A 19261-nucleotide genomic window follows, 5' to 3' on the forward strand; every position below is an offset into this window, starting at 1 on the left:
CCATGCTGAGCATTCTGCGAAGTCTAGTACAAGAGGTAAACAGCGCCCGCGATCTGCAGGAGGCGCTGGATATCATTGTATCGCGGGTGCAGAAAGCCATGGGAACCGAGGTCTGTTCCGTCTACCTGCTTGACCCTGCCACCAACCGCTACATTTTGATGGCCACCGAAGGCCTTTATCGCAAGGCGGTTGGCCAGGTGAGCCTGGCCTATTCAGAGGGTCTTGTCGGCCTGGTGGGCTCTCGTGAGGAGCCTATCAACCTCGAGGATGCGCCCTCCCATCCACGCTATCGTTACTTCCCCGAGACTGGTGAGGAGCGCTTCCGCTCGTTCCTGGGTGTTCCGATCATTCACCATCGCCGGGTGTTGGGTGTGCTCGTTGTCCAGCAGAGGGAGAGTTCCCGGTGCTTTGATGAGGGCGAAGAGGCATTCCTGGTAACCGTTTCCGCTCAGCTGGCGGGGGTCATAGCCCATAGTGAAGCCACCGGCGCCATCAGTGGCCTGTCCCTGACCGGTGAGGAGGCACACGATGTTAGTTTTAACGGCGTGCCGGGTGCTCCAGGTGTTGCCATCGGCAATGGCGTTGTCGTTTATCCATCCGCTGATCTTGATGTGGTTCCGGAAAAGCCGACTGACGATATTGATCAGGAACTGGCCCTGTTCGGAGCGTCGGTTAAGGCGGTAAGGGAAGATATCGAGCGGGTTGCCAAGCGGTTGGCTTCGCAGCTGCGTCCTGAAGAGCAGGCCCTGTTCGATGTTTATCTGAGAATGCTGGGCGACGATGCCATGCCTGGTGAGGTGTCGAACAAGATCAGGGAAGGGATCTGGGCCCAGGGCGCTCTCAAGCAGGTGGTCCAGCAGTACATCCGTCATTTCGAGATGATGGACGATCATTACCTGCAGGAACGCGCTGTTGATATCCGGGACCTGGGCCGCCGTCTGCTGTCTCATCTGCAGGAAGGCGAGCAGAAACACCTGAACTACCCCGAGCGCACGGTCCTGGTCAGCGAAGAGCTGACACCTGCCATGCTTGGCGAGGTCCCCAAGGGGCAGCTGGTGGGTCTGGTGTCGGTCAAAGGCTCCAGTAACTCTCATGTCGCCATTCTGGCACGCGCCATGGGCGTGCCGACTGTTATGGGGCTGGTCGATATTCCCGTAAACCAGCTCGACGGCAAGGAGCTGATCGTAGACGGCTTTGAGGGCCAGATTTTTGCTTCGCCATCGGCAGACCTCCGGTCCTACTACCAGGCGATCTGCGACGAAGAAGACGAACTTATTCGCGGGCTTGAAGTTCTCAAGGACAAGCCCTGTGAAACCACCGATCACCATCGGGTCTCACTTCTGGTGAACACCGGGTTGATGACCGATGTGGTGCGCTCGCTCTCGCACGGTGCCGAGGGTATCGGTCTTTACCGGACCGAAGTGCCCTTCATGATCAAGGACCGCTTCCCCTCAGAGCAGGAGCAGCGAGAGTATTACCGGGAGCAGCTCGAAGCCTTCGCGCCGAGCCCCGTTACCATGCGGACGCTGGATATTGGCGGCGACAAGGCGCTGACCTATTTCCCGATCCAGGAGGAAAACCCGTTCCTGGGCTGGCGGGGTATCCGGGTTACCCTCGACCACCCGGAGATCTTCCTGGTTCAGGTTCGGGCCATGCTCAAGGCCAGCGAGGGGTTGAATAACCTCCAGATCATGCTGCCAATGATCTCCAACATCTCGGAGGTGGAGGAGTCCCTGCACCTGATTTACCGGGTGTACCACGAGGTTCGGGAAGAGGGTTACGACATTCACATGCCCAAGGTGGGCGTGATGGTCGAAATCCCCGCTGCCGTTTACCAGATCCGGGAGCTGGCGGACCGGGTGGACTTCCTCTCTGTTGGTTCCAACGACCTGACCCAGTATCTGCTGGCGGTCGATCGTAACAATCCCCGGGTTGCCCAGCTCTATCACTCGTATCATCCGGCGGTACTCCAGGCGCTGGTGCGAATCGCTCAGGACGCTCACTCGGTGGGCAAGCCCGTTGGCATCTGCGGTGAACTGGCGGGTGATCCCGGCGGTGCGCTGCTGTTGATGGCCATGGGTTACGATTCCCTGTCCATGAACGCCGCCAGCTTGCCGAAGGTCAAATCGGTGATTCGCAGTGTCAGCCGTGAGTGGGCCATTCAGCTATTGGAAGATGTGTTGTTGCTGGACTCGCCTCACGTGATCAAGAGCTGTGTCGACCTGGCGTTGCGTAATGCCGGCTTCGGCCGTTACCTGCGCCCCGGCAAGTCAACGGCCATGGCGGTATCAGAGGCCGCCGTTTCCTGATCGCAGGTGCGGGTTTGGGCAATATAGGGTGCGCACTCTAAATACGGTTGTTATCTTGAGAATGGAATTATCTGGCGGCCTGCCCGTCGGGCCCGCATTCTTAATCCGGAAAAGGGAAGGCTATGAGCTCGCCAATTGACCATAAACCCGCTCCCCGCATCGGGCTTGCCCTTGGTGGCGGTGGTCCTCTGGGCGGCATTTATGAAATCGGAGCGCTCCGGGCGCTGGATGAGGCGCTTGATGGTCTCGATTTCAACAACATCGATGTCTATGTTGGTGTTAATGGCGGCTCTTTTGTGGCGGCGAATCTCGCTAACCAGATGACCACGGCGCAACTTTGCCGGATTTTCGTGCGCAACGAGGCGGAAGTACACCCGTTCCATCCGGAAGTATTCTATCGCCCGGCTTTCCGGGAGATTGGCAGTCGATTGCTGGCAATTCCCGGGTTGGTTTCGACGGCAGTGAGTCGCTTCGTCAACAACCCTTACGATCAGAGCCTGCTGGAAGCCATGACCATCCTGGCCCAGGCAGCGCCGGCCGGGCTGTTTGATAACGAAGGCCTGCATGAGTATCTCAAACGGGCCTTCACCATGCTCGGGCGCACCAATGATTTCCGTCAGCTCAAGCGCAGCCTCTACATCGTGGCTGCCGATGTTGAGAGTACCGAAGCGGTCTGTTTTGGCGCTCCCGGTTTTGACCATGTGCCCATTTCCAAGGCTATTCAGGCCAGCACTGCCTCGCCGGGGTTGTATGTGCCAGTGGAAATCGATGGGCGGTATTATGTGGACGGTACGCTGCGCAAGGGGCTGCACGCTTCCGTGGCCTTTGAGGATGGTGCCGACCTGGTTTTCGCCGTGAATCCCCAGGTGCCGATTGATGCCAGTGCAGCGGTCCGGGCCGGCTCCATGAAGCCGGGCGAACTGACCCGCTCAGGTATGCCAAACGTTCTGTCGCAGACCTTCAGGACCATGGTGTACTCAAGGATGCAGTCGGGCATTGCCCAGTATGCCCGGGATTATCCCGACAAGGATATTCTGCTGTTTGAACCCACCCGCGACGACGCCAAGCTGTTCTTCTCCAACGTATTCAGCTTCCAGTCCCGTAGAATGGTGTGTGAGCACGCCTATCAGATGACACGGCGGGATCTTTTGAGTCGCGCAGACCAGTTGGAGCCCAAGCTGGCGAAATATGGCATCAAGCTTCGCCGGGATCGCCTTGAAGACGAGCAGCGCACGATCAGTACCAGTCTTTACGGCGAAATGCTGCCACTGTATGTGGCCAAGGGCAGGAAGAAAAAAGCCGAGAAGGGCCGGTTGGCGGGTGGCTTGACTAACGTGTCGCACCTCTTTTCAAAGGCGCAATAATGTTCAGTAGGTGACGGTGCAGATGACTGTGTCATCTGCACCGTCTCGCTCACGCCTACAGAATGTACCGGCTCAGATCCTCGTCTTCGGACAACTCTCCAAGCTTTTCATCCACGTATTCGGCGGTTACCTCGAAGCCATCGGTAACCTTGTCACCGGCATCGAAGGAAAGGGTTTCAAGCAACCGCTCAAGGACGGTGTGCAGTCGCCGGGCACCGATGTTTTCAGTGCTCTCGTTCACCTTCCAGGCAACCTCGGCGATACGCGCAATGGCATCCTCCCGGAAGGTCAGTTTCACACCTTCGGTCAGCATAAGCGCTTCGTATTGCTGCACCAGGGAGGCATCCGGTTCTGTCAGGATGCGCTTGAAATCTTCGGGTGTCAGTGCCTGAAGCTCAACGCGGATCGGCAAGCGGCCCTGCAGCTCCGGAATCAGGTCCGAGGGCTTGGACAGGTGGAACGCGCCGGAAGCGATGAACAGAATATGATCGGTGCGCACAGAACCGTATTTCGTACTCACGGTGCTGCCCTCGATTAACGGGAGCAGATCGCGCTGGACGCCTTCGCGGGAAACATCCGACGAAGTATTCTCGGATCGCTTGGCGACCTTGTCGATCTCATCCACGAACACGATGCCATTCTGCTCGACGGCCTGAATGGCTTTCTGTTTGATCTCTTCTTCGTTGACCAGCTTCGCAGCTTCTTCTTCCTTGGCCCGCTTGAGGGCGTCAGAAACCTTCATCTTCCGTGTTTTTCGCTTGTCGGAAGACAGGTTGGAGAACATGCTCTGCAGCTGATTAGTCATCTCCTCCATGCCCGGAGGCGCCATAATTTCGACTCCTGCGCTGGAATTACGCAGGTCGATCTCGATTTCCTTGTCATCCAGTTCGCCCTCCCGGAGTTTTTTCCGGAACAGCTGGCGAGTGGATGAGTCGGAACTGCGTTGGCTGTCCTCACCGAAATCCCGGGGCGGCGGGATCAGTGCATCCAGGATGCGCTCTTCCGCCGCGTCCAGTGCCCGTTCTTCGTGACGCTTCATTTCTGCTTCGCGGAGCATCTTGACGGCCATATCCGCCAGATCACGAATGATGGATTCCACGTCGCGGCCGACGTAGCCGACTTCGGTGAATTTGGTGGCCTCCACTTTCAGAAACGGGGCATCGGCCAATTTTGCGAGGCGCCGGGCAATCTCGGTTTTACCCACACCCGTGGGACCGATCATCAGGATGTTCTTGGGAGTGATCTCATCGCGCAGGCTGCTGTCCAGCTGCATCCGGCGCCAGCGATTTCTCAGGGCGATAGCCACCGCCCGCTTGGCTTCTTCCTGGCCCACGATGTGTTTGTTGAGCTCGTGGACAATCTCACGGGGAGTCATTGCAGACATGGTCGCTCCGGATCAGTCGTTTTTGGAGAGCACTTCAAGGGTGCGATTGTGGTTGGTGTAGATACAAATATCGGCGGCGATATCCAGACCTTTCTCGACTATCTCGTGGGCGGACAGGTCTGTGTTTTCCAGCAAGGCCCGGGCTGAAGCCTGGGCAAAGGGCCCGCCAGACCCGATGGCAATCAGGCCCTGTTCCGGCTCTATCACATCCCCGTTACCGGTGATGATCAGCGAGGCGGTTTTGTCCGCTACAGCCAGTAAGGCCTCGAGCCTGCGCAGGGCGCGGTCTGTGCGCCAGTCTTTCGCCAATTCCACCGCAGCCCTGGTGAGGTTGCCCTGGTGTTTTTCAAGCTGGGCTTCGAATCGCTCGAACAGGGTGAAGGCATCGGCGGTACCGCCCGCGAAGCCGGCGATCACCTGGCCGTTGTAGAGGCGGCGAACCTTCCGGGCATTGCCTTTCATTACGGTATTGCCGAGGGAAACCTGGCCGTCGCCACCCATGGCAACTTCGTCATCGCGCCTGACGGAAAGAATGGTAGTCATTTGGGCTCCAATTGCCTGATTGAAATTGGTATCCCGTTGTTATGGAGGCTTCTGGTGCGAATTCAAGGTGTTCGCACCAGGCCCGAAAGATCAGCCTTCCTTGGGGATCTTACGGACTAATGGCTGGATATTCAGAGAAACCAGTTTGTCGATAGCAGAATTCATCTGGCTTCTGGATGTGAAAGGGCCAACGTTGACACGGTACCAGACGGAGCCGTTGTCCAGATCAATCCTCTGGGTGCTTGCCCGCAAACCCTGGAAAGCGATCTGGGCCCGCTGTCGTTCCGCGTCTTCCTTGCTGCGGAAGGAGCCGGACTGAAGCAGATAATTGAAATCCGTTTGCGTCGGTCCGGGCGTGTATTCTTCGACTTTGGGCGGTACTACCTCGGATTCCGGCAGCATCTCGTAGAACCGGAACCCGGGCTTGTCTTCTTCCTTGGCTGTTTCCGCAGGCGTCTTTGCAGATTTCTGGGCCGGCTTCTCACTGACTGCTTGCGGTTGCGAACCCGGGTTTGCAGGCAGGGAGTTCAGATAAAAGATAAACCCGATGAAGCCGCCCACGGCAGCCAGGGACAGAATCCACTTGAGTGACAAACTGCCGTGCTGGGCACGGGCACTGGCCTTGGGTTTTGGACGGGCCGCTTTTGGCTTTGTCTGCCTCGCCGGTTTCGTGCGCGACGTGGCCGACGCTTTGGCGGGCCTGTCCTTGCGGGCGTAATCTCGGGACATTCGTGTTACATCTCTTCCGGTGCGCTGACGCCCAACAGGTCCAAGCCGTTGGCAATAACCTGCCGGATGGCAAGGTAGAGGCTGACCCTGGCATCACGAATCGCCGTATCTTCAATCAATACCTTGTGGGCGTTGTAATACGTATGGAACTGGCCCGCCAGGTCCCGCAGGTAGTGCGTGAGATGGTGCGGCTCACGTTGCGCGGCGGAATTGGCAATGAGCTCCGGATACTTGGCCAGCTGGTTGGCCATGTCCTTTTCCTCGTCAAGCGTCAGCAGAGAGAGGTCGCCAATACATTCGTTGCGACTGCGCTCTACACCTTCCTCGGCCAGTTTTCGAAGCACGCTGCAGATGCGCGCGTGGGCATACTGAACGTAATAGACCGGGTTTTCATTGGTCTGGGAGCGAGCCAGATCGATATCGAAGGTCAATTGTGAATCGACGCGGCGCGCGGCCAGGAAGAATCGGGTGGCATCGCGGCCCACTTCATCAATCAGGTCCCGGACTGTGACATAGCTGCCCGCGCGTTTGGAGATTTTTACCTCCTGGCCGGAGCGGGTCACCATCACCATCTGGTGCAGCACGTAATCAGGCCAGCCTTGAGGAATGCCGGCATTCAGTGCCTGCAAGCCGGCGCGGACGCGGGTAACGGTTGAGTGATGATCGGCACCCTGTTCGTTAATCACGGTGGTGAAGCCCCGTTGCCACTTGTCCAGATGATAGGCGACATCCGGCAGGAAGTAGGTGTAACCACCATCCTTCTTGCGCATGACCCGGTCCTTGTCATCGCCGAACTCGGTGGTCTTCAGCCACATGGCGCCATCCTGCTCGTAGGTGTAGCCATTTTCCTGCAGGCGCTTGACCGTCGCTTCGACCTTGCCGTCTTCGTACAGGGAGGATTCCAGGAAATAGACATCGAACTGAACCCCGAAGGCTTTCAGGTCCAGATCCTGCTCCCGCCGCAGGTAGGCGACGGCGAATTCGCGGATGGCATCGCGGTCCTCCGGATCCGCCTTGGCGGTCACTTCCCGATCGTCTGCAGTAACGGTGTCGCCGGCAAGGTAGGCCTTGGCAACATCAACAATGTAATCGCCCCGGTAGCCGTCCGCCGGCCAGCTCTCGTCGTCCGGCGTCAGACCTTTCACCCGCGACTGGACTGAGAGCGCCAGGTTATCAATCTGCGCCCCTGCGTCGTTGTAGTAGAACTCCCGGGTTACATCGTAACCGTTTGCTTCCAGCAGCCGGCAAAGGCAGTCGCCGATTGCCGCGCCACGGCCGTGGCCAACGTGGAGGGGGCCTGTGGGGTTGGCCGAGACAAACTCCACCTGAACTTTTTCGCCCTGGCCCTGATTGTTGCGGCCGAAACGATAGCCTTCATCCAGTATGGTATTGACCACTTCAAAGGCACTCGCAGTGCTCATAAAGAAGTTGATAAAACCGGGCCCGGCAATCTCCACCTTCTCCACCGCACTGCTCTCAGGCAGGTTCTCGACCAGCGCCTCCGCCAGTTTGCGGGGCGCGCAGCCAGCCGCTTTCGAGGCAACCAGGGCAATGTTGCAGGCATAATCGCCGTGGGACTTGTCCTTGGTATTGCCCACCTGTGGAGTGAAGGACTGGTCCGCAGGTAGCGTGCCATCGGCTTGGAGTGCTGCCAGTGCAGACTGGAGCAGATCGGAAACGGTCTCTTTCATGCTGTCAGATGACTCGGTTTACAGGAGAATTAGGTTCGGGGCAGGAAGCCCACTGAAAACAGAAGGCGGGTATTATCGCGGAAAGGGATAGTCTTCTCAAATTTATAGCCGCCCTGCTTGGATGCAGGGCGGCTATAAAATTTAATCCGTGAGAGATTCCCTGAATATGAAGGCGTTTCCACTAAACGGGGCAGGAGGGTTTACCTCAACGGTTAGAGTGCCGGTCGATGGTGTGTCGTCAGCTTCAACGATAACGCACTGTTCTACCGGGTTTTCCCTGTAGGAGGTGGTTGTAGTGAATGAGGACGGAGCGACAATGGTTCCATTCGTCGTTGAGAAACTCACGTTTGTACCGCCCGGTGGTGGACCTTCAATGATGTTGCTTTGGCTGTCGGTAAAGACGCCGGAAATCTCAACGCACACTTCTCCGGGGGCTACGGGGGTGGTGAAAGAGACAGTAATATTGTCGCTAGCCATAAAAATTTTAGCGGTTTGCGTGATCTCAAGTAGCGACGTTGTGCAATTGGCTGGCGTGTCTGCGCACGCTGTTCCATTGTAAATACCGTTCGCCGAGTCGTATTGACCGTTACTATTGTAGTCGAAGTATTCTTCGTTAGTGTTTCGCAAACCATCTAGGTTGCGATCCAAGAATGCTTCGCCTTTATCGTCTGTGGCCACATTGAAATCATCATTTGCCTCAACATATTGACCATCACTATTAAGGTCCCTAAAACTTTCTTCGCCTACCGTACGGGCAAGAACGAGAACAATACCATCCTCTGGCCTTGGGTCTTGGCTAATCCAACTGACAGAGCATGCTCCATCTTGAAGTGTGCATTCACTCTGGACTGAACCGGCATTAGTAACATAATTGACAATCGCGTCACTGATCCTATTGTTGTTCCTATCTGCAGCCCTAATTGATATTGGCACCTCCACACCGTCATAGTTCCTAGCATTAGGCAGAAAGTTGTCCTCAACTGATATAGAAAAGCTGTCTTGGTCTGGAATTGTTGCGCTGATGGAAATTGGCGCCGATGTTGTTTGAATCGCTGGGCCATTGTCTGGAGTGTAGGTCGCTGTAACGCTCACAACGGTTGCAACTGTTCCGGCATTCACTCGTGTTGTCGCCAAGCCTTGTTCATCGCTATCCGTTGAGATTTGAGAAAGAGAGATTCCTCCTACTTCTGTCGACAGGCTGAATGTAATTTCTTCGCCGGTTGTAATCGCGTTTCCATTCTTATCTGCGAGCTTGAACGTGACTTCAGAGACGCTGGGACGGGTGCTGTTGGAGCTTCCGCTCAACGCAATTGATTCTGGAGTGGCGCTGACAAATTCGAGTTCTCCGATTTCAGGGGCGGCTACAGAGACATTCGCTGTCGCTGTTGAGCCATTCGTCAAGCGGGCTGTTATTGTGTCAGTACCCGCGCACCCTGCCTCGTAAGTTGTGCTGAATGAGCCAGAAGTCGTCGTCAAAGGGCTGTCAAAAACAGCATTTTGGCAAAGAGATGAAACAGTTACAGATGTTTCATCAGTGTTGTAAATGGCGTTCCCGTCAGCTGCGTTCACTACGTTAAAGTCAAGTCTGGTTGAGCCTCCCGCAGAGAGTGATGTTGCGGAGACGCTCATCTGGCCTGACTGGAATGAGGAGCCGCTGCCTGTTCCAAGCTCAAGAGTGATTTGTTGCACGTCACCATTGTCTGCATCACCACCGGTAGAGGGCGGGGTGCCGCCGCCAATGCCGACTAGAGGAGCTGAATTCTCATCTCCCCCGCAGGCAGTTAGCAAAAGTGCTAAGGATAGCGCTGACGCGCGTTTAATGAATTTCCCTGACATTATTTCTCTCCAGTTTTCGATTAAAGCGAAAGCCCTCTGATGCAAATTCACGTCATCAGAACTGTAAGCTCCGGTGTTTTAACGCAGTTTGTCGTTTTGTTGCTGAAAATCATAGCACAGGAACCAATGCGGCAATGATGATTAGTATTCAATTATGAAAAACTTTGTAACCTGCATCTCCATCCCAAAAGAGTGATGGTTAGCCCGTCTCCTGCGGATCAACATCAATCATCCATTTCACCCCGGCAGGCAGCTTTCTCTGGTCCAGTTCCTGGCAAATTCCGGTCAGCAAACTGTTCAGCTTTTTACGGTTGCGGGCGTTGAGGATGAGTTGTGCCCGGTGCTTGTCGGCGCGCCGGGCAATCATGGCTGGCAGTGGGCCCCAGGTTTCGATGCCTGTGGTATTGGTAAGGGGCTTTATCGTATCCAGTACTTGCAGGCTCTTTTCCATGGTGTCGGCTTCAGCCCTGAAGATGGCCATGGCGCGGAATGGCGGGAATTGTCCTTCTTCCCGTTCACTGAGAAGTTGATCGGCGATATCGAGATACTGGCCTTCGCAGAGCGTTTTCAGTAACGGGTGGTCACTGTGGCAGGTTTGCACCAGAACTTTGCCGGGTTTTGTGCCGCGGCCGGCGCGGCCGCTGACCTGCAGAAGGGTCTGAATGAGTTGTTCGGGTGCGCGAAAATCCACGCTGAACAGTCCGCCGTCGGCGTTGACCACCACCACGAGGGTAACGTTGGGGAAGTCGTGCCCCTTCGCCAGCATCTGGGTGCCGACGAGCACGCACGGCTTTCCGCTGTTCACCTGATTCAGAATGCCCTGGATGCTGCCTTTGCGCTGTGTGCTGTCGCGATCCACTCGCACAACCGGCGTGTCCGGGAAAGCGTTGGCGAGAATATCTTCTGTTCTTTCTGTGCCCTGTCCAACAGGTTTGAAGGCCTCGCTTTGGCACTTCGGGCAGTGTTCTGTAGCTGCCGTCTGGTAGTCGCAGTGGTGGCATCGCATTGCCCGGTCCCGGCGGTGATAGGTCAGCCGCGTGTCGCAACGGGGGCACTCAACCATGTGGCCGCAGTCGAAGCACATCATGACCGGGGCAAATCCACGTCGATTGACAAAGACCAGTGCCTGCTCACCTCTGGCCAGGGTTTGCTCGATGGCATTCAGGGCGGGCCTTGATAAGCCGCCTTCCAGTGGGCGGCTTCGGATATCCAGCAGACTGATGACCGGTGGTGCCGCGTTGCCGGCACGTTCTTCGAGTTTAACCAGGTGGTATTTGGCCTGCTCGGCGTTGTGCACGGATTCCAGTGACGGAGTCGCCGATCCGAGGATGACGGGGCAGTTGTTCAGGTGGGCTCGATAGACGGCCAGGTCGCGGCCGGAATACCGGAAACCTTCGCCCTGTTTGTATGAGCTGTCGTGTTCCTCATCGACAATGATAGTGCGCAGGTTGGTGAAGGGCAGTAAAACAGCCGATCGGGTGCCTACCAGGATAACCGGTTCACCGTTGCGGACTTTCAGCCAGGTTGTCAGGCGCTCACCGTCGTTAAGGGCTGAGTGCCATACTACAATCCGGCTGCCGAAGTAGTGTTGGAATCGGGCAACGGTTTGCGGCGTGAGGTTGATCTCCGGAACCAGCACCAGGGCCTGATCCTGGGCGCCGAGGTGTTGTTTCAGATAGTGCAGGTAGATCTCGGTTTTTCCGCTGCCGGTGATGCCGTATAAGAGAAAGGCACCAAACCCTTCGCCCGGAGCAGCCAGCCCTTCTGCGGCTGAAGCCTGGGCCATGGACAATTCCGGTCTGCGAGCAAGAAGCTCAGGGTCCTCACCGCCTGAATTCGGCCGGGGCGGCGAAACGGCCTCAATCAGTTGCTTCTCGCGCAGTGCGTTGAGCTGTGCCCGGGCGAAACCAGCCTGCAGAATATCCTTTGTCGGGGCACCCCTGGAGTGCTGGCTTAGCCAATCGATAAGTGCCTTCTGTTTATGGGCATTTGCAGGAAGTGTTGCTGCGTCGTCGAGTGCACGCCACCACTGTTCCGTTTTTTCTTCGGCGATTCGCCCTCGTCTGAGAGCCGGGGGCAGGGCAGTGAACAGGCATTCGCCCAAGGGGTGTTGATAGTAGTCGCTCGCCCAGCTGAGAAGTTTGAACGTTTCTTGCGGTAATGCGGGCCAGTCCTCCATAACCGATGACAGCGGCTTGAGCTTTATTCCCGGTGGCGGCTCAACGCCCACTTCCACAACGAGACCCGTTGCCTGCTGCCGGCCAAAGGGGATTCGCACTCTCTGACCCGGCGTCAATTCAAGGTCTTCTGGAATAATGTAATCAAAGAGTCGACGCAGAGGACGATTCAGGGCGATGCGTGCAATCAATGGCACTGAGTGCTCCACTGGATGACGGGTGTCACGGTTTTTCCTTATCCTGTTTCAGTCGGCGGCCTGCCGCGAAATCCGGGGAGGGCGAGTCCGGAAGTCAGGTGTGGTGCTTGCCTGCAGCAATAATTGCAAGTAAGATTCTCGGTCTGTTTCCGGCAGGGCATGATTGTGCCCCGTCTTCTCAATTGATTCAAACATGCGGTGCCTGGCGCCTGGGTAATCAAGATACCCCGCGATCAGGTAGCGGCATGACCTAACGAGGTTCGCCATGAAAGAAGGTATCCACCCCAAGTACGAAGAAATTACCGCCACCTGTTCTTGCGGTAACACATTCAAGACCCGTTCTACCTACACCCATGATCTGCAGCTGGACGTGTGTTCACAGTGCCACCCGTTCTACACCGGCAAGCAGAAAGTTATGGATACCGGTGGTCGTATTGACCGTTTCCAGAAGCGTTTCGGTGGCCGTATTGGCGGCAAGAAAGACTGATCGCAGTGGACTCGGAAAAGCGCCTTCGGGCGCTTTTTTTGTGCCCGGAGCTCATAGTGTACTCATAAGATACATACGCAATTAGCACTATTGACTGTTCACAAAATGTTCATGGCCCACTTGTCGTTTCGGGTCTGGCGGGCCATAATGGCGCGCTCTGCTGGATAGGGGCCCTCCGGTTCGGTGTTAACTAGAGGCTCCACAGCTCCGGCGGTTCATTACCTTTAAACGTGACAAACGGAACAGTGGCAATGTCTCAAGATCTGAAAGAAGCAGCCCTTGAATATCACGCCAAGCCGCGGCCTGGTAAGCTGAGTGTTGAAATCACCAAGCCAACCAAGACGTCCCGCGACCTTTCCCTGGCGTATAGCCCCGGGGTTGCCGAACCGGTCCGCGAGATCGCAAAGGACCCGGAGAACGCATACAAATACACCGCCAAGGGCAACTTGGTGGCTGTTATCTCTGATGGTTCCGCGATTCTTGGTCTGGGTAACCTGGGTCCGCTGGCAAGCAAGCCGGTTATGGAAGGCAAGGGCGTACTGTTCAAGCGCTTTGCCGGAATTGATGTCTTCGATATTGAAGTCAATTCCGAAAGCCCGCAGGCGTTTATTGAAACAGTTGAGCGTATTGCAGACACCTTTGGTGGCATTAACCTGGAAGACATCAAGGCGCCCGAGTGCTTTGAGATTGAGCGTGCTCTTATTGAGAAGTGCAACGTGCCGATCTTCCACGATGACCAGCATGGTACTGCTATCGTAACTGCAGCCGGCATGATCAATGCCCTTGAGCTGCAGGGTAAAAAGATTGAAGAGGCGAAGGTGGTGTGCCTGGGTGCCGGTGCCGCCGCTATTGCCTGCATGAAGCTGTTGATCAGCTGCGGTATTCGCTCTGAGAACATCTTCATGCTCGACCGCAAGGGTGTGATCCATTCTGGCCGTGATGATCTGAATCAGTATAAGGCGATGTTCGCCAACGACACGGACAAGCGCACTCTGGATGATGCTATTGATGGCGCTGATGTATTCCTGGGTCTGTCTGGTCCGGATCTGCTGACCGCCGACCAGCTTAAGAAAATGGCTCCGAAGCCTATCGTATTTGCTTGCTCCAACCCCGATCCGGAGATCAGTCCGGAAGTTGCCCTGGCAACCCGCGATGATCTGATCATGGCCACCGGCCGCTCTGATTATCCGAACCAGGTTAACAACGTGTTGGGCTTCCCGTTCATTTTCCGTGGAGCGTTGGACGTACGTGCCACTGCGATCAATGAGGAAATGAAGGTGGCGGCCGTCAATGCAATCCGTGAGCTGGCCAAGGAGCCTGTGCCTCAGGAAATTTGCGAGGCATACGGTGTGGAGAGTTTCGAGTTCGGGAAAGAGTACATCATTCCCAAGCCGATGGACGTCCGCTTGCTGGAAGTTGTGCCGGCCGCCGTTGCTCGCGCTGCCGTGGATTCCGGCGTTGCACGTAATCCATACCCTGCGCACTACCCGCTGAAGTCAATGGACGACATTATCTGATCTGTCATCCAGGGTATAAAAAACCGGCGGTGATCCCGCCGGTTTTTTTGTGCCTGTTCAGGTTGTCAGAAGATTCTTCGTGACAGGTCGTCTTCCTCAGAACCGCCGTTACCATCGTTCTCGGTTTCTGATGTCAGCGGCGGTGGCGCGTCTTCTTCACGGAAGACCTCAAATACGCCGTCTTCACCGGGCCTTGCCCGCTGTCCGGTCTCGGGGTTGATCCGGATATTTACGATGCCGTTGGGGCGAGGCATAAGAGATGAGGGTGCTCCTTCGAGGGCCACTTCCATGTAGTCCAGCCAGATGGGTAGCGCGGTGCTGGCGCCGAACTCACGTCTGCCAAGCGGTGCCGGTTGGTCGAATCCTACCCAGGTGGTTGTGGCCACTTCGTGATTGAAGCCGGCAAACCAGGTGTCTTTCTGTTCGTTGGTGGTGCCGGTTTTACCGGCGATGTCATCCCGGCCAAGGGCCAGCGCTCGTCTGCCGGTACCGCGACGAATGACGTCCTGCATCATTGAATGCAGAATAAAGACCGAGCGTTCGTCCGCCAGTCTGGGCATAACCCGAACCTCGGGCGAGTCCTCACTTGTTTCAGAGACATTGGCGACGGTGTTTGGCGAGCCTTCTTGCTCGCCCGATGGTTCCTGTGCTGTATCGTCGTCGCAGTCTTTGTCGCACAGAACGGTTTTCGGCGCCTGGTAAATGGTCTCACCGCTAAAGTCAGTGATAGTCTCGATGAGGTAGGGTTCAACGTCGTAGCCTCCGTTGGCAATCACGGCCATGCCTCGGGCAAGTTCCATGGGAGTAAGCTGCCCGCTGCCCAGGGAGAGTGACAGGTCGTCCGGCATGTTTTCTACCGGGATTTCCAGTTGTGCCAGGTAATCCAGCGTGTTCTGGATGCCCAGGTCGCGCAGCAGTCGGATTGAGACCAGGTTGCGTGAGCGATAGAGTGCTTCCCGCAGGCGGGTTGGGCCATAGAACTGCCCGGAGGAGTTCTGGGGGCGCCAGGCAGTCTCCAGTTCCGAGTCATCGAAGACAATCGGCGCATCGTTGTAGATGGTCGCCGGTGTCATACCGCTTTCCAGAGCGCTTAGATAAAGAAAGGGCTTGAAGGTGGAGCCAGGCTGTCGTCTTGCCTGTATGGCACGGTTATATTTGCTCTGACTAAAACTGTAACCTCCGCTCAGTGCCTCAATGGCGCCGGTTTTGGCTTTCAGGGAAATGAGCGCGCCTTCAACCCTCGGGATTTGAGCAAGCGCAACAGAGGCTTCAGCGAGCTGCTCCGACTGCTCATTCGGGGATTCGTTCCCGTTGGCTTCTGGCTCTGGCGAGGCCGGTTCCGGGTTCTGGGCGCGCACATAAATAACGTCGCCGGGAGCCACAACATCGGAGGGTTTCTCAGGCTCAGGGCCTGTGAGATTTTCAGTTTTGTAGCGCCTCGCCCAGGTCATGGTTTCGAAAGCCATGGTGGCGGGGCCGATGCGGCGCGCGTGCACCGCCACTTTGCCGGATTCGTCGTCAACCTCTGTGACGATTGCGGGAAGCAGGGACTCCACGCGAGGGTAGTTCAGGATCAGATCTGATGGCTCACTCTCGGCGAGGGTTTCCTGATCAATCTGCCCAATGGGGCCCCTGAAGCCGTGGCGCCGATCATAGGCTTCAAGGCCGTCTCTTAATGCCTCTGTGGCAACCTGCTGTTTCTTGCCGTCAACTGTGAGGGTGACGGTGTAGCCATCGGTGTAGGCGTCCTCGCCGAACCGCCGAACCATCTCGGATCTCGCCATTTCGGCAACATAGTCGGCGTCGACTTCAGTCTCCGTGCTGTTGTAGCTGGCAGTAATGGGGGCGGAAACAGCAAGTTCGTGGGCATCCGGAGTGATGTATCCCAGGTCGCGCATTCGTCCGAGAATCCAGTTGCGCCGGATCATCGCACGGTCCGGATTGGCCAGGGGGTTGAATGCCGAGGGCGCCTTGGGCAAGCCGGCCAGCATCGCCATCTGTGCCAGCGACAGTTCCGAGACCGGTTTGTTGTAATAAACCTGAGCGGCGGCAGCAATCCCGTATGCACGGTTGCCGAGATAGATCTTGTTCAGGTAGAGCTCGAGAATGCGGTTTTTGTTCAGTTCACGTTCAATCTGAAGAGCCAGAAGTATCTCGTTGAACTTCCGTATAAAGGTTCTGTCCCGTGACAAAAAGTAATTTTTTGCAACCTGCATTGTGATGGTACTGCCCCCGGACTGGATCTCGCCGGTGGAGATCAGTTCGATGGCAGCCCGCGCCAGGCCTTTGATGTCGACCCCGAAGTGCTCGTAAAAACGCGCGTCTTCAGCCGCCATAAAGGCTTGTAACTGAATTGTTGGGATCTGTTCTATTGTGATGGGTGTCCTTCTCTTTTCACCGAATTCTGCTATTAATCTGTTGTCTTTGCTATAGACCCGTAATGGCGTCTGAAGCTTGATGTCCAGAAGCTGATGTACCGGCGGAAGGCCAGGGCGAAGGTAAAGATAGAAGCCTGAGGTTACGATAACGGCGACACTCAGTCCGGTAAGAAACAACCAGGCAAATAGGCGAGATGTGCGCAACAAATGAGACATTTTTTTCTGACAACTGTTGGATATAGGTCTATCATTTGAGAAATTGCTTTAGGATGGAAGAGTCTCTTCACCGCTGCAAAAGTTCTCAATTAAAGAAGAACAGGCATTGTAGACGGAATGGTGAAGAAATTCTCTTAAATAAAAAACACATAAGTTACGTAACCGGGTTGCATCTAACCAGGTATAGGGTGAGCGCGTGTTTGGATTAGGAAAGAAATCCAGTGCAGTGCTGGGCGTGGATATAAGCTCCAGCTCGGTCAAACTTCTGGAGCTATCGAAGCAGGGCGACCGTTATAAGGTCGAAAGCTACGCGGTGGAGCCTTTGCCGGCCAATGCCGTGGTGGAAAAGAACATTACGGACGTAGAAGCTGTGGGCGAGGTAATGAAGCGCGTAGCTTCCAAGTCCCGTTCTGGTGTCAAACAGGTGGCTGTTGCGGTCTCTGGTTCTGCGGTTATTACCAAGCTTATCCAGATGGATGGCGGCCTGAACGAATTCGAGATGGAAGATCAGATTGCCCTTGAGGCCGATCAATATATTCCATACCCGCTGGATGAAGTGGCGATCGACTTCGAGGTTCAGGGACCTTCCGAGAACAACCCCGACCAGGTGGATGTGCTTCTGGCTGCTTGCCGGAAGGAAAACGTCGACATGCGCGAGGATGCACTCGAGATAGCTTCACTGACTACCAAGGTGGTTGACGTTGAAGCCTATGCCCTTGAGCGTGCCTATGCACTGATCGAGCCTCAGCTGGACTCTCAGGGAGAGGAGCTGGTGGTAGCGATCGTGGACATTGGCGCGACCATGACCACGCTGAGTGTTCTGGCCGGTGGCAAGACCGTTTACACGCGAGAGCAGATTTTCGGTGGCAAACAGCTGACCGAGGAAATCCAGCGCCGATACGGTTTGTCGCTCGAGGAAGCCGGTCTTGCGAAAAAGCAGGGCGGACTGCCTGACGATTACGAGTCAGAAGTGCTTACGCCGTTCCGCGAGGCTGTCGTGCAGCAGGTTGCCCGCGCGCTTCAGTTCTTCTTTGGTGCCAGTCAATACAATGCCGTCGATTACGTGGTTCTGGCCGGAGGCACGGCCTCGATTCAGGGGCTCACTGAAATGGTCGAAGAAAAGACGGGAACGCCGACAATGGTCGCGAATCCTTTTGCAGACATGGCAGTAGGGTCACGGGTCAACGCATCGGCACTGAGTAATGATGCGCCTTCCCTGATGATTGCCTGCGGCCTGGCAATGAGGAGCTTCGACTGATGGCAAAGATTAACCTTCGACCGTGGCGCGAGGAACTTCGTGCCGAGAAGCAGAAGCAGTTTGTGGTCATGATTCTTGGCGCCGCGATCATTGCCGGCGGCCTGGTTTTTCTCTGGAAGACCGATATGGACAGCCGGATCGCTTACCAGCAATCGCGGAACGCCTATATCGAGACAGCCGCGAAGAAACTGGACCAGCAGATCAAGGAAATCGAAAATCTCAAGCGCAAGCGGGATGAGCTCCTCGCCCGGATGCAGGTCATTCAGGACCTTCAGGGTAAGCGACCGGTCATCGTGCGTGTCTTTGACGAGCTGGTGAGGACATTGCCTGATGGTCTGTTCTATACGGACCTGAAGAGAACCGGCGAGCGTGTCGATATCGTCGGCATGGCCGAGTCCAATAGCCGGGTTTCGACGCTTATGCGTCAGTTTGAGGAATCCGAGTGGTTTACGGACCCCAACCTCTCCAACGTGTCTGCTGCTGATAGTCGTCGGGCCGGTTACAGTCAGTTCAACCTGTCGGTTAAACAGAAAACGCCCGAGCCCGAAGGGGAGGATAAGTAATGAGCCTCGCGGACTCTCTTAAAAGCCTTAATGAATTTGATATCAACGACCTTGATGTCAATAACGCGGGTATCTGGCCTGCTCCAATCAAGTTCATCGTAGTTCTGATTATCTTCGGGCTGATTGCCGGAGGTGGTTACTGGTTCTTTATCAAGGATCAGTATGCTCAACTTGAGCGTGTAGAGCGCACCGAGCAGGAACTCCGGAAAACTTATGAAGAGAAAGCCTATCAGGTTGCAAACCTTGAGGTTTTCAAGGCCCAGATGGCGGAAATGGAAGAAACCTTTGGCGCCCTGGTAAGACAGCTGCCAAGTGAGACCGAAGTGCCAGGATTGCTTGAAGACATTACGAATACGGCTTTGGGTAGTGGTTTGGCACTTCAGGAAGTGAAGCTGCAACCGGAACAGCGTCGGGACTTCTATTCCGAGCTGCCAATCAATATTCGGGTGTCCGGTTCTTACCATGAGCTGGCATCATTTGTCAGCAGCGTTGCCAGCCTTCCACGGATCGTAACGCTACACGACTTGACGATAAAACCAACTGGCGGAGATGCGGACCGGCTTGATATGCAGGTTTTGGCTCGTACTTACCGCTACCGGGCTGGAGAATGAG

The 19261-nt window shown here is 55.9% G+C and carries 14 protein-coding genes; 7 read left to right on the top strand and 7 right to left on the bottom strand.

Translation table 11 applies throughout. The features are described from left to right. Positions 1 to 2 precede the first annotated feature (2 nt). Positions 3 to 2309 carry a phosphoenolpyruvate--protein phosphotransferase gene (ptsP, locus tag AC13E3_RS04440; protein WP_014576019.1) on the top strand — a complete coding sequence of 769 codons (2307 nt, stop codon included), beginning with the start codon at positions 3 to 5 and terminating at the stop codon, positions 2307 to 2309. Positions 2310 to 2431: 122 nt separating this feature from the next. Beyond that, positions 2432 to 3673 (top strand): patatin-like phospholipase family protein, encoded by a 1242-nt coding sequence (locus tag AC13E3_RS04445; protein WP_008170814.1) that lies wholly within the window; start codon positions 2432 to 2434, stop codon positions 3671 to 3673. 55 nt (positions 3674 to 3728) lie between these two features. Here AC13E3_RS04445 and hslU read toward each other — a convergent pair whose 3' ends face one another. From hslU to AC13E3_RS04475, 6 genes are all read right to left on the bottom strand, one after another. Further along, entirely contained in the window at positions 3729 to 5057 is a 1329-nt protein-coding gene (gene hslU, locus AC13E3_RS04450) for an HslU--HslV peptidase ATPase subunit (RefSeq protein ID WP_008170812.1), read from the bottom strand. A gap of 12 nt (positions 5058 to 5069) precedes the next feature. After that, positions 5070 to 5600, bottom strand: a complete 531-nt coding sequence (gene hslV, locus AC13E3_RS04455) for an ATP-dependent protease subunit HslV (protein ID WP_008170810.1) — start codon at positions 5598 to 5600, stop codon at positions 5070 to 5072. A 90-nt stretch (positions 5601 to 5690) separates the two neighbouring features. Further along, positions 5691 to 6329: an SPOR domain-containing protein gene (locus tag AC13E3_RS04460; RefSeq protein WP_219123489.1), complete on the bottom strand. Its 639-nt coding sequence runs from the start codon at positions 6327 to 6329 to the stop codon at positions 5691 to 5693. A 5-nt stretch (positions 6330 to 6334) separates the two neighbouring features. Continuing rightward, positions 6335 to 8020, bottom strand: coding sequence for an arginine--tRNA ligase (gene argS / locus AC13E3_RS04465; RefSeq protein ID WP_482901756.1), 1686 nt, complete (start codon positions 8018 to 8020; stop codon positions 6335 to 6337). A gap of 141 nt (positions 8021 to 8161) precedes the next feature. After that, positions 8162 to 9856: a hypothetical protein gene (locus tag AC13E3_RS04470; RefSeq protein ID WP_482901757.1), complete on the bottom strand. Its 1695-nt coding sequence runs from the start codon at positions 9854 to 9856 to the stop codon at positions 8162 to 8164. Between the two features lie 199 nt (positions 9857 to 10055). Continuing rightward, a complete protein-coding gene (locus tag AC13E3_RS04475; RefSeq protein ID WP_482901758.1) occupies positions 10056 to 12230 on the bottom strand; it encodes a primosomal protein N' in 2175 nt (724 codons plus the stop codon). 265 nt (positions 12231 to 12495) lie between these two features. On the opposite strand from AC13E3_RS04475, the gene rpmE reads away from it, so the two are divergent. Further along, positions 12496 to 12717, top strand: coding sequence for a 50S ribosomal protein L31 (gene rpmE / locus AC13E3_RS04480; protein WP_064230272.1), 222 nt, complete (start codon positions 12496 to 12498; stop codon positions 12715 to 12717). A 251-nt stretch (positions 12718 to 12968) separates the two neighbouring features. Beyond that, positions 12969 to 14234, top strand: coding sequence for a malic enzyme-like NAD(P)-binding protein (locus AC13E3_RS04485; protein WP_482901759.1), 1266 nt, complete (start codon positions 12969 to 12971; stop codon positions 14232 to 14234). Between the two features lie 65 nt (positions 14235 to 14299). On the opposite strand, the gene AC13E3_RS04490 is transcribed toward AC13E3_RS04485, so the two are convergent. After that, positions 14300 to 16828 carry a penicillin-binding protein 1A gene (locus AC13E3_RS04490; protein WP_482901760.1) on the bottom strand — a complete coding sequence of 843 codons (2529 nt, stop codon included), beginning with the start codon at positions 16826 to 16828 and terminating at the stop codon, positions 14300 to 14302. Positions 16829 to 17024: 196 nt separating this feature from the next. On the opposite strand from AC13E3_RS04490, the gene AC13E3_RS04495 reads away from it, so the two are divergent. Genes AC13E3_RS04495 through AC13E3_RS04505 form a run of 3 tightly spaced genes read left to right on the top strand, consistent with a single transcriptional unit; the run spans position 17025 to position 19260 of the window. After that, entirely contained in the window at positions 17025 to 18086 is a 1062-nt protein-coding gene (locus AC13E3_RS04495; protein ID WP_482901761.1) for a pilus assembly protein PilM, read from the top strand. Further along, on the top strand, positions 18086 to 18649 hold the full coding sequence (locus tag AC13E3_RS04500; RefSeq protein ID WP_273018651.1) for a PilN domain-containing protein: 564 nt from the start codon (positions 18086 to 18088) through the stop codon (positions 18647 to 18649). The genes AC13E3_RS04495 and AC13E3_RS04500 overlap by 1 nt, the downstream gene beginning before the upstream one ends. Continuing rightward, positions 18649 to 19260 carry a type IV pilus inner membrane component PilO gene (locus AC13E3_RS04505; protein ID WP_008170795.1) on the top strand — a complete coding sequence of 204 codons (612 nt, stop codon included), beginning with the start codon at positions 18649 to 18651 and terminating at the stop codon, positions 19258 to 19260. The genes AC13E3_RS04500 and AC13E3_RS04505 overlap by 1 nt, the downstream gene beginning before the upstream one ends. Position 19261: the final 1 nt, after the last annotated feature.

The sequence above is a fragment of the Marinobacter sp. L-80 genome (assembly GCF_056859395.1).

Excerpts from the sequence above, each read along its gene's own strand:
- ptsP (WP_014576019.1), top strand. The coding sequence starts at position 3 with ATGCTGAGCATTCTGCGAAGTCTAGTACAAGAGGTAAACAGCGCCCGC.
- AC13E3_RS04445 (WP_008170814.1), top strand. The coding sequence starts at position 2,432 with ATGAGCTCGCCAATTGACCATAAACCCGCTCCCCGCATCGGGCTTGCC.
- hslU (WP_008170812.1), bottom strand. The coding sequence starts at position 5,057 with ATGTCTGCAATGACTCCCCGTGAGATTGTCCACGAGCTCAACAAACAC.
- hslV (WP_008170810.1), bottom strand. The coding sequence starts at position 5,600 with ATGACTACCATTCTTTCCGTCAGGCGCGATGACGAAGTTGCCATGGGT.
- AC13E3_RS04460 (WP_219123489.1), bottom strand. The coding sequence starts at position 6,329 with ATGTCCCGAGATTACGCCCGCAAGGACAGGCCCGCCAAAGCGTCGGCC.
- argS (WP_482901756.1), bottom strand. The coding sequence starts at position 8,020 with ATGAAAGAGACCGTTTCCGATCTGCTCCAGTCTGCACTGGCAGCACTC.
- AC13E3_RS04470 (WP_482901757.1), bottom strand. The coding sequence starts at position 9,856 with ATGTCAGGGAAATTCATTAAACGCGCGTCAGCGCTATCCTTAGCACTT.
- rpmE (WP_064230272.1), top strand. The coding sequence starts at position 12,496 with ATGAAAGAAGGTATCCACCCCAAGTACGAAGAAATTACCGCCACCTGT.
- AC13E3_RS04485 (WP_482901759.1), top strand. The coding sequence starts at position 12,969 with ATGTCTCAAGATCTGAAAGAAGCAGCCCTTGAATATCACGCCAAGCCG.
- AC13E3_RS04490 (WP_482901760.1), bottom strand. The coding sequence starts at position 16,828 with ATGTCTCATTTGTTGCGCACATCTCGCCTATTTGCCTGGTTGTTTCTT.
- AC13E3_RS04500 (WP_273018651.1), top strand. The coding sequence starts at position 18,086 with ATGGCAAAGATTAACCTTCGACCGTGGCGCGAGGAACTTCGTGCCGAG.
- AC13E3_RS04505 (WP_008170795.1), top strand. The coding sequence starts at position 18,649 with ATGAGCCTCGCGGACTCTCTTAAAAGCCTTAATGAATTTGATATCAAC.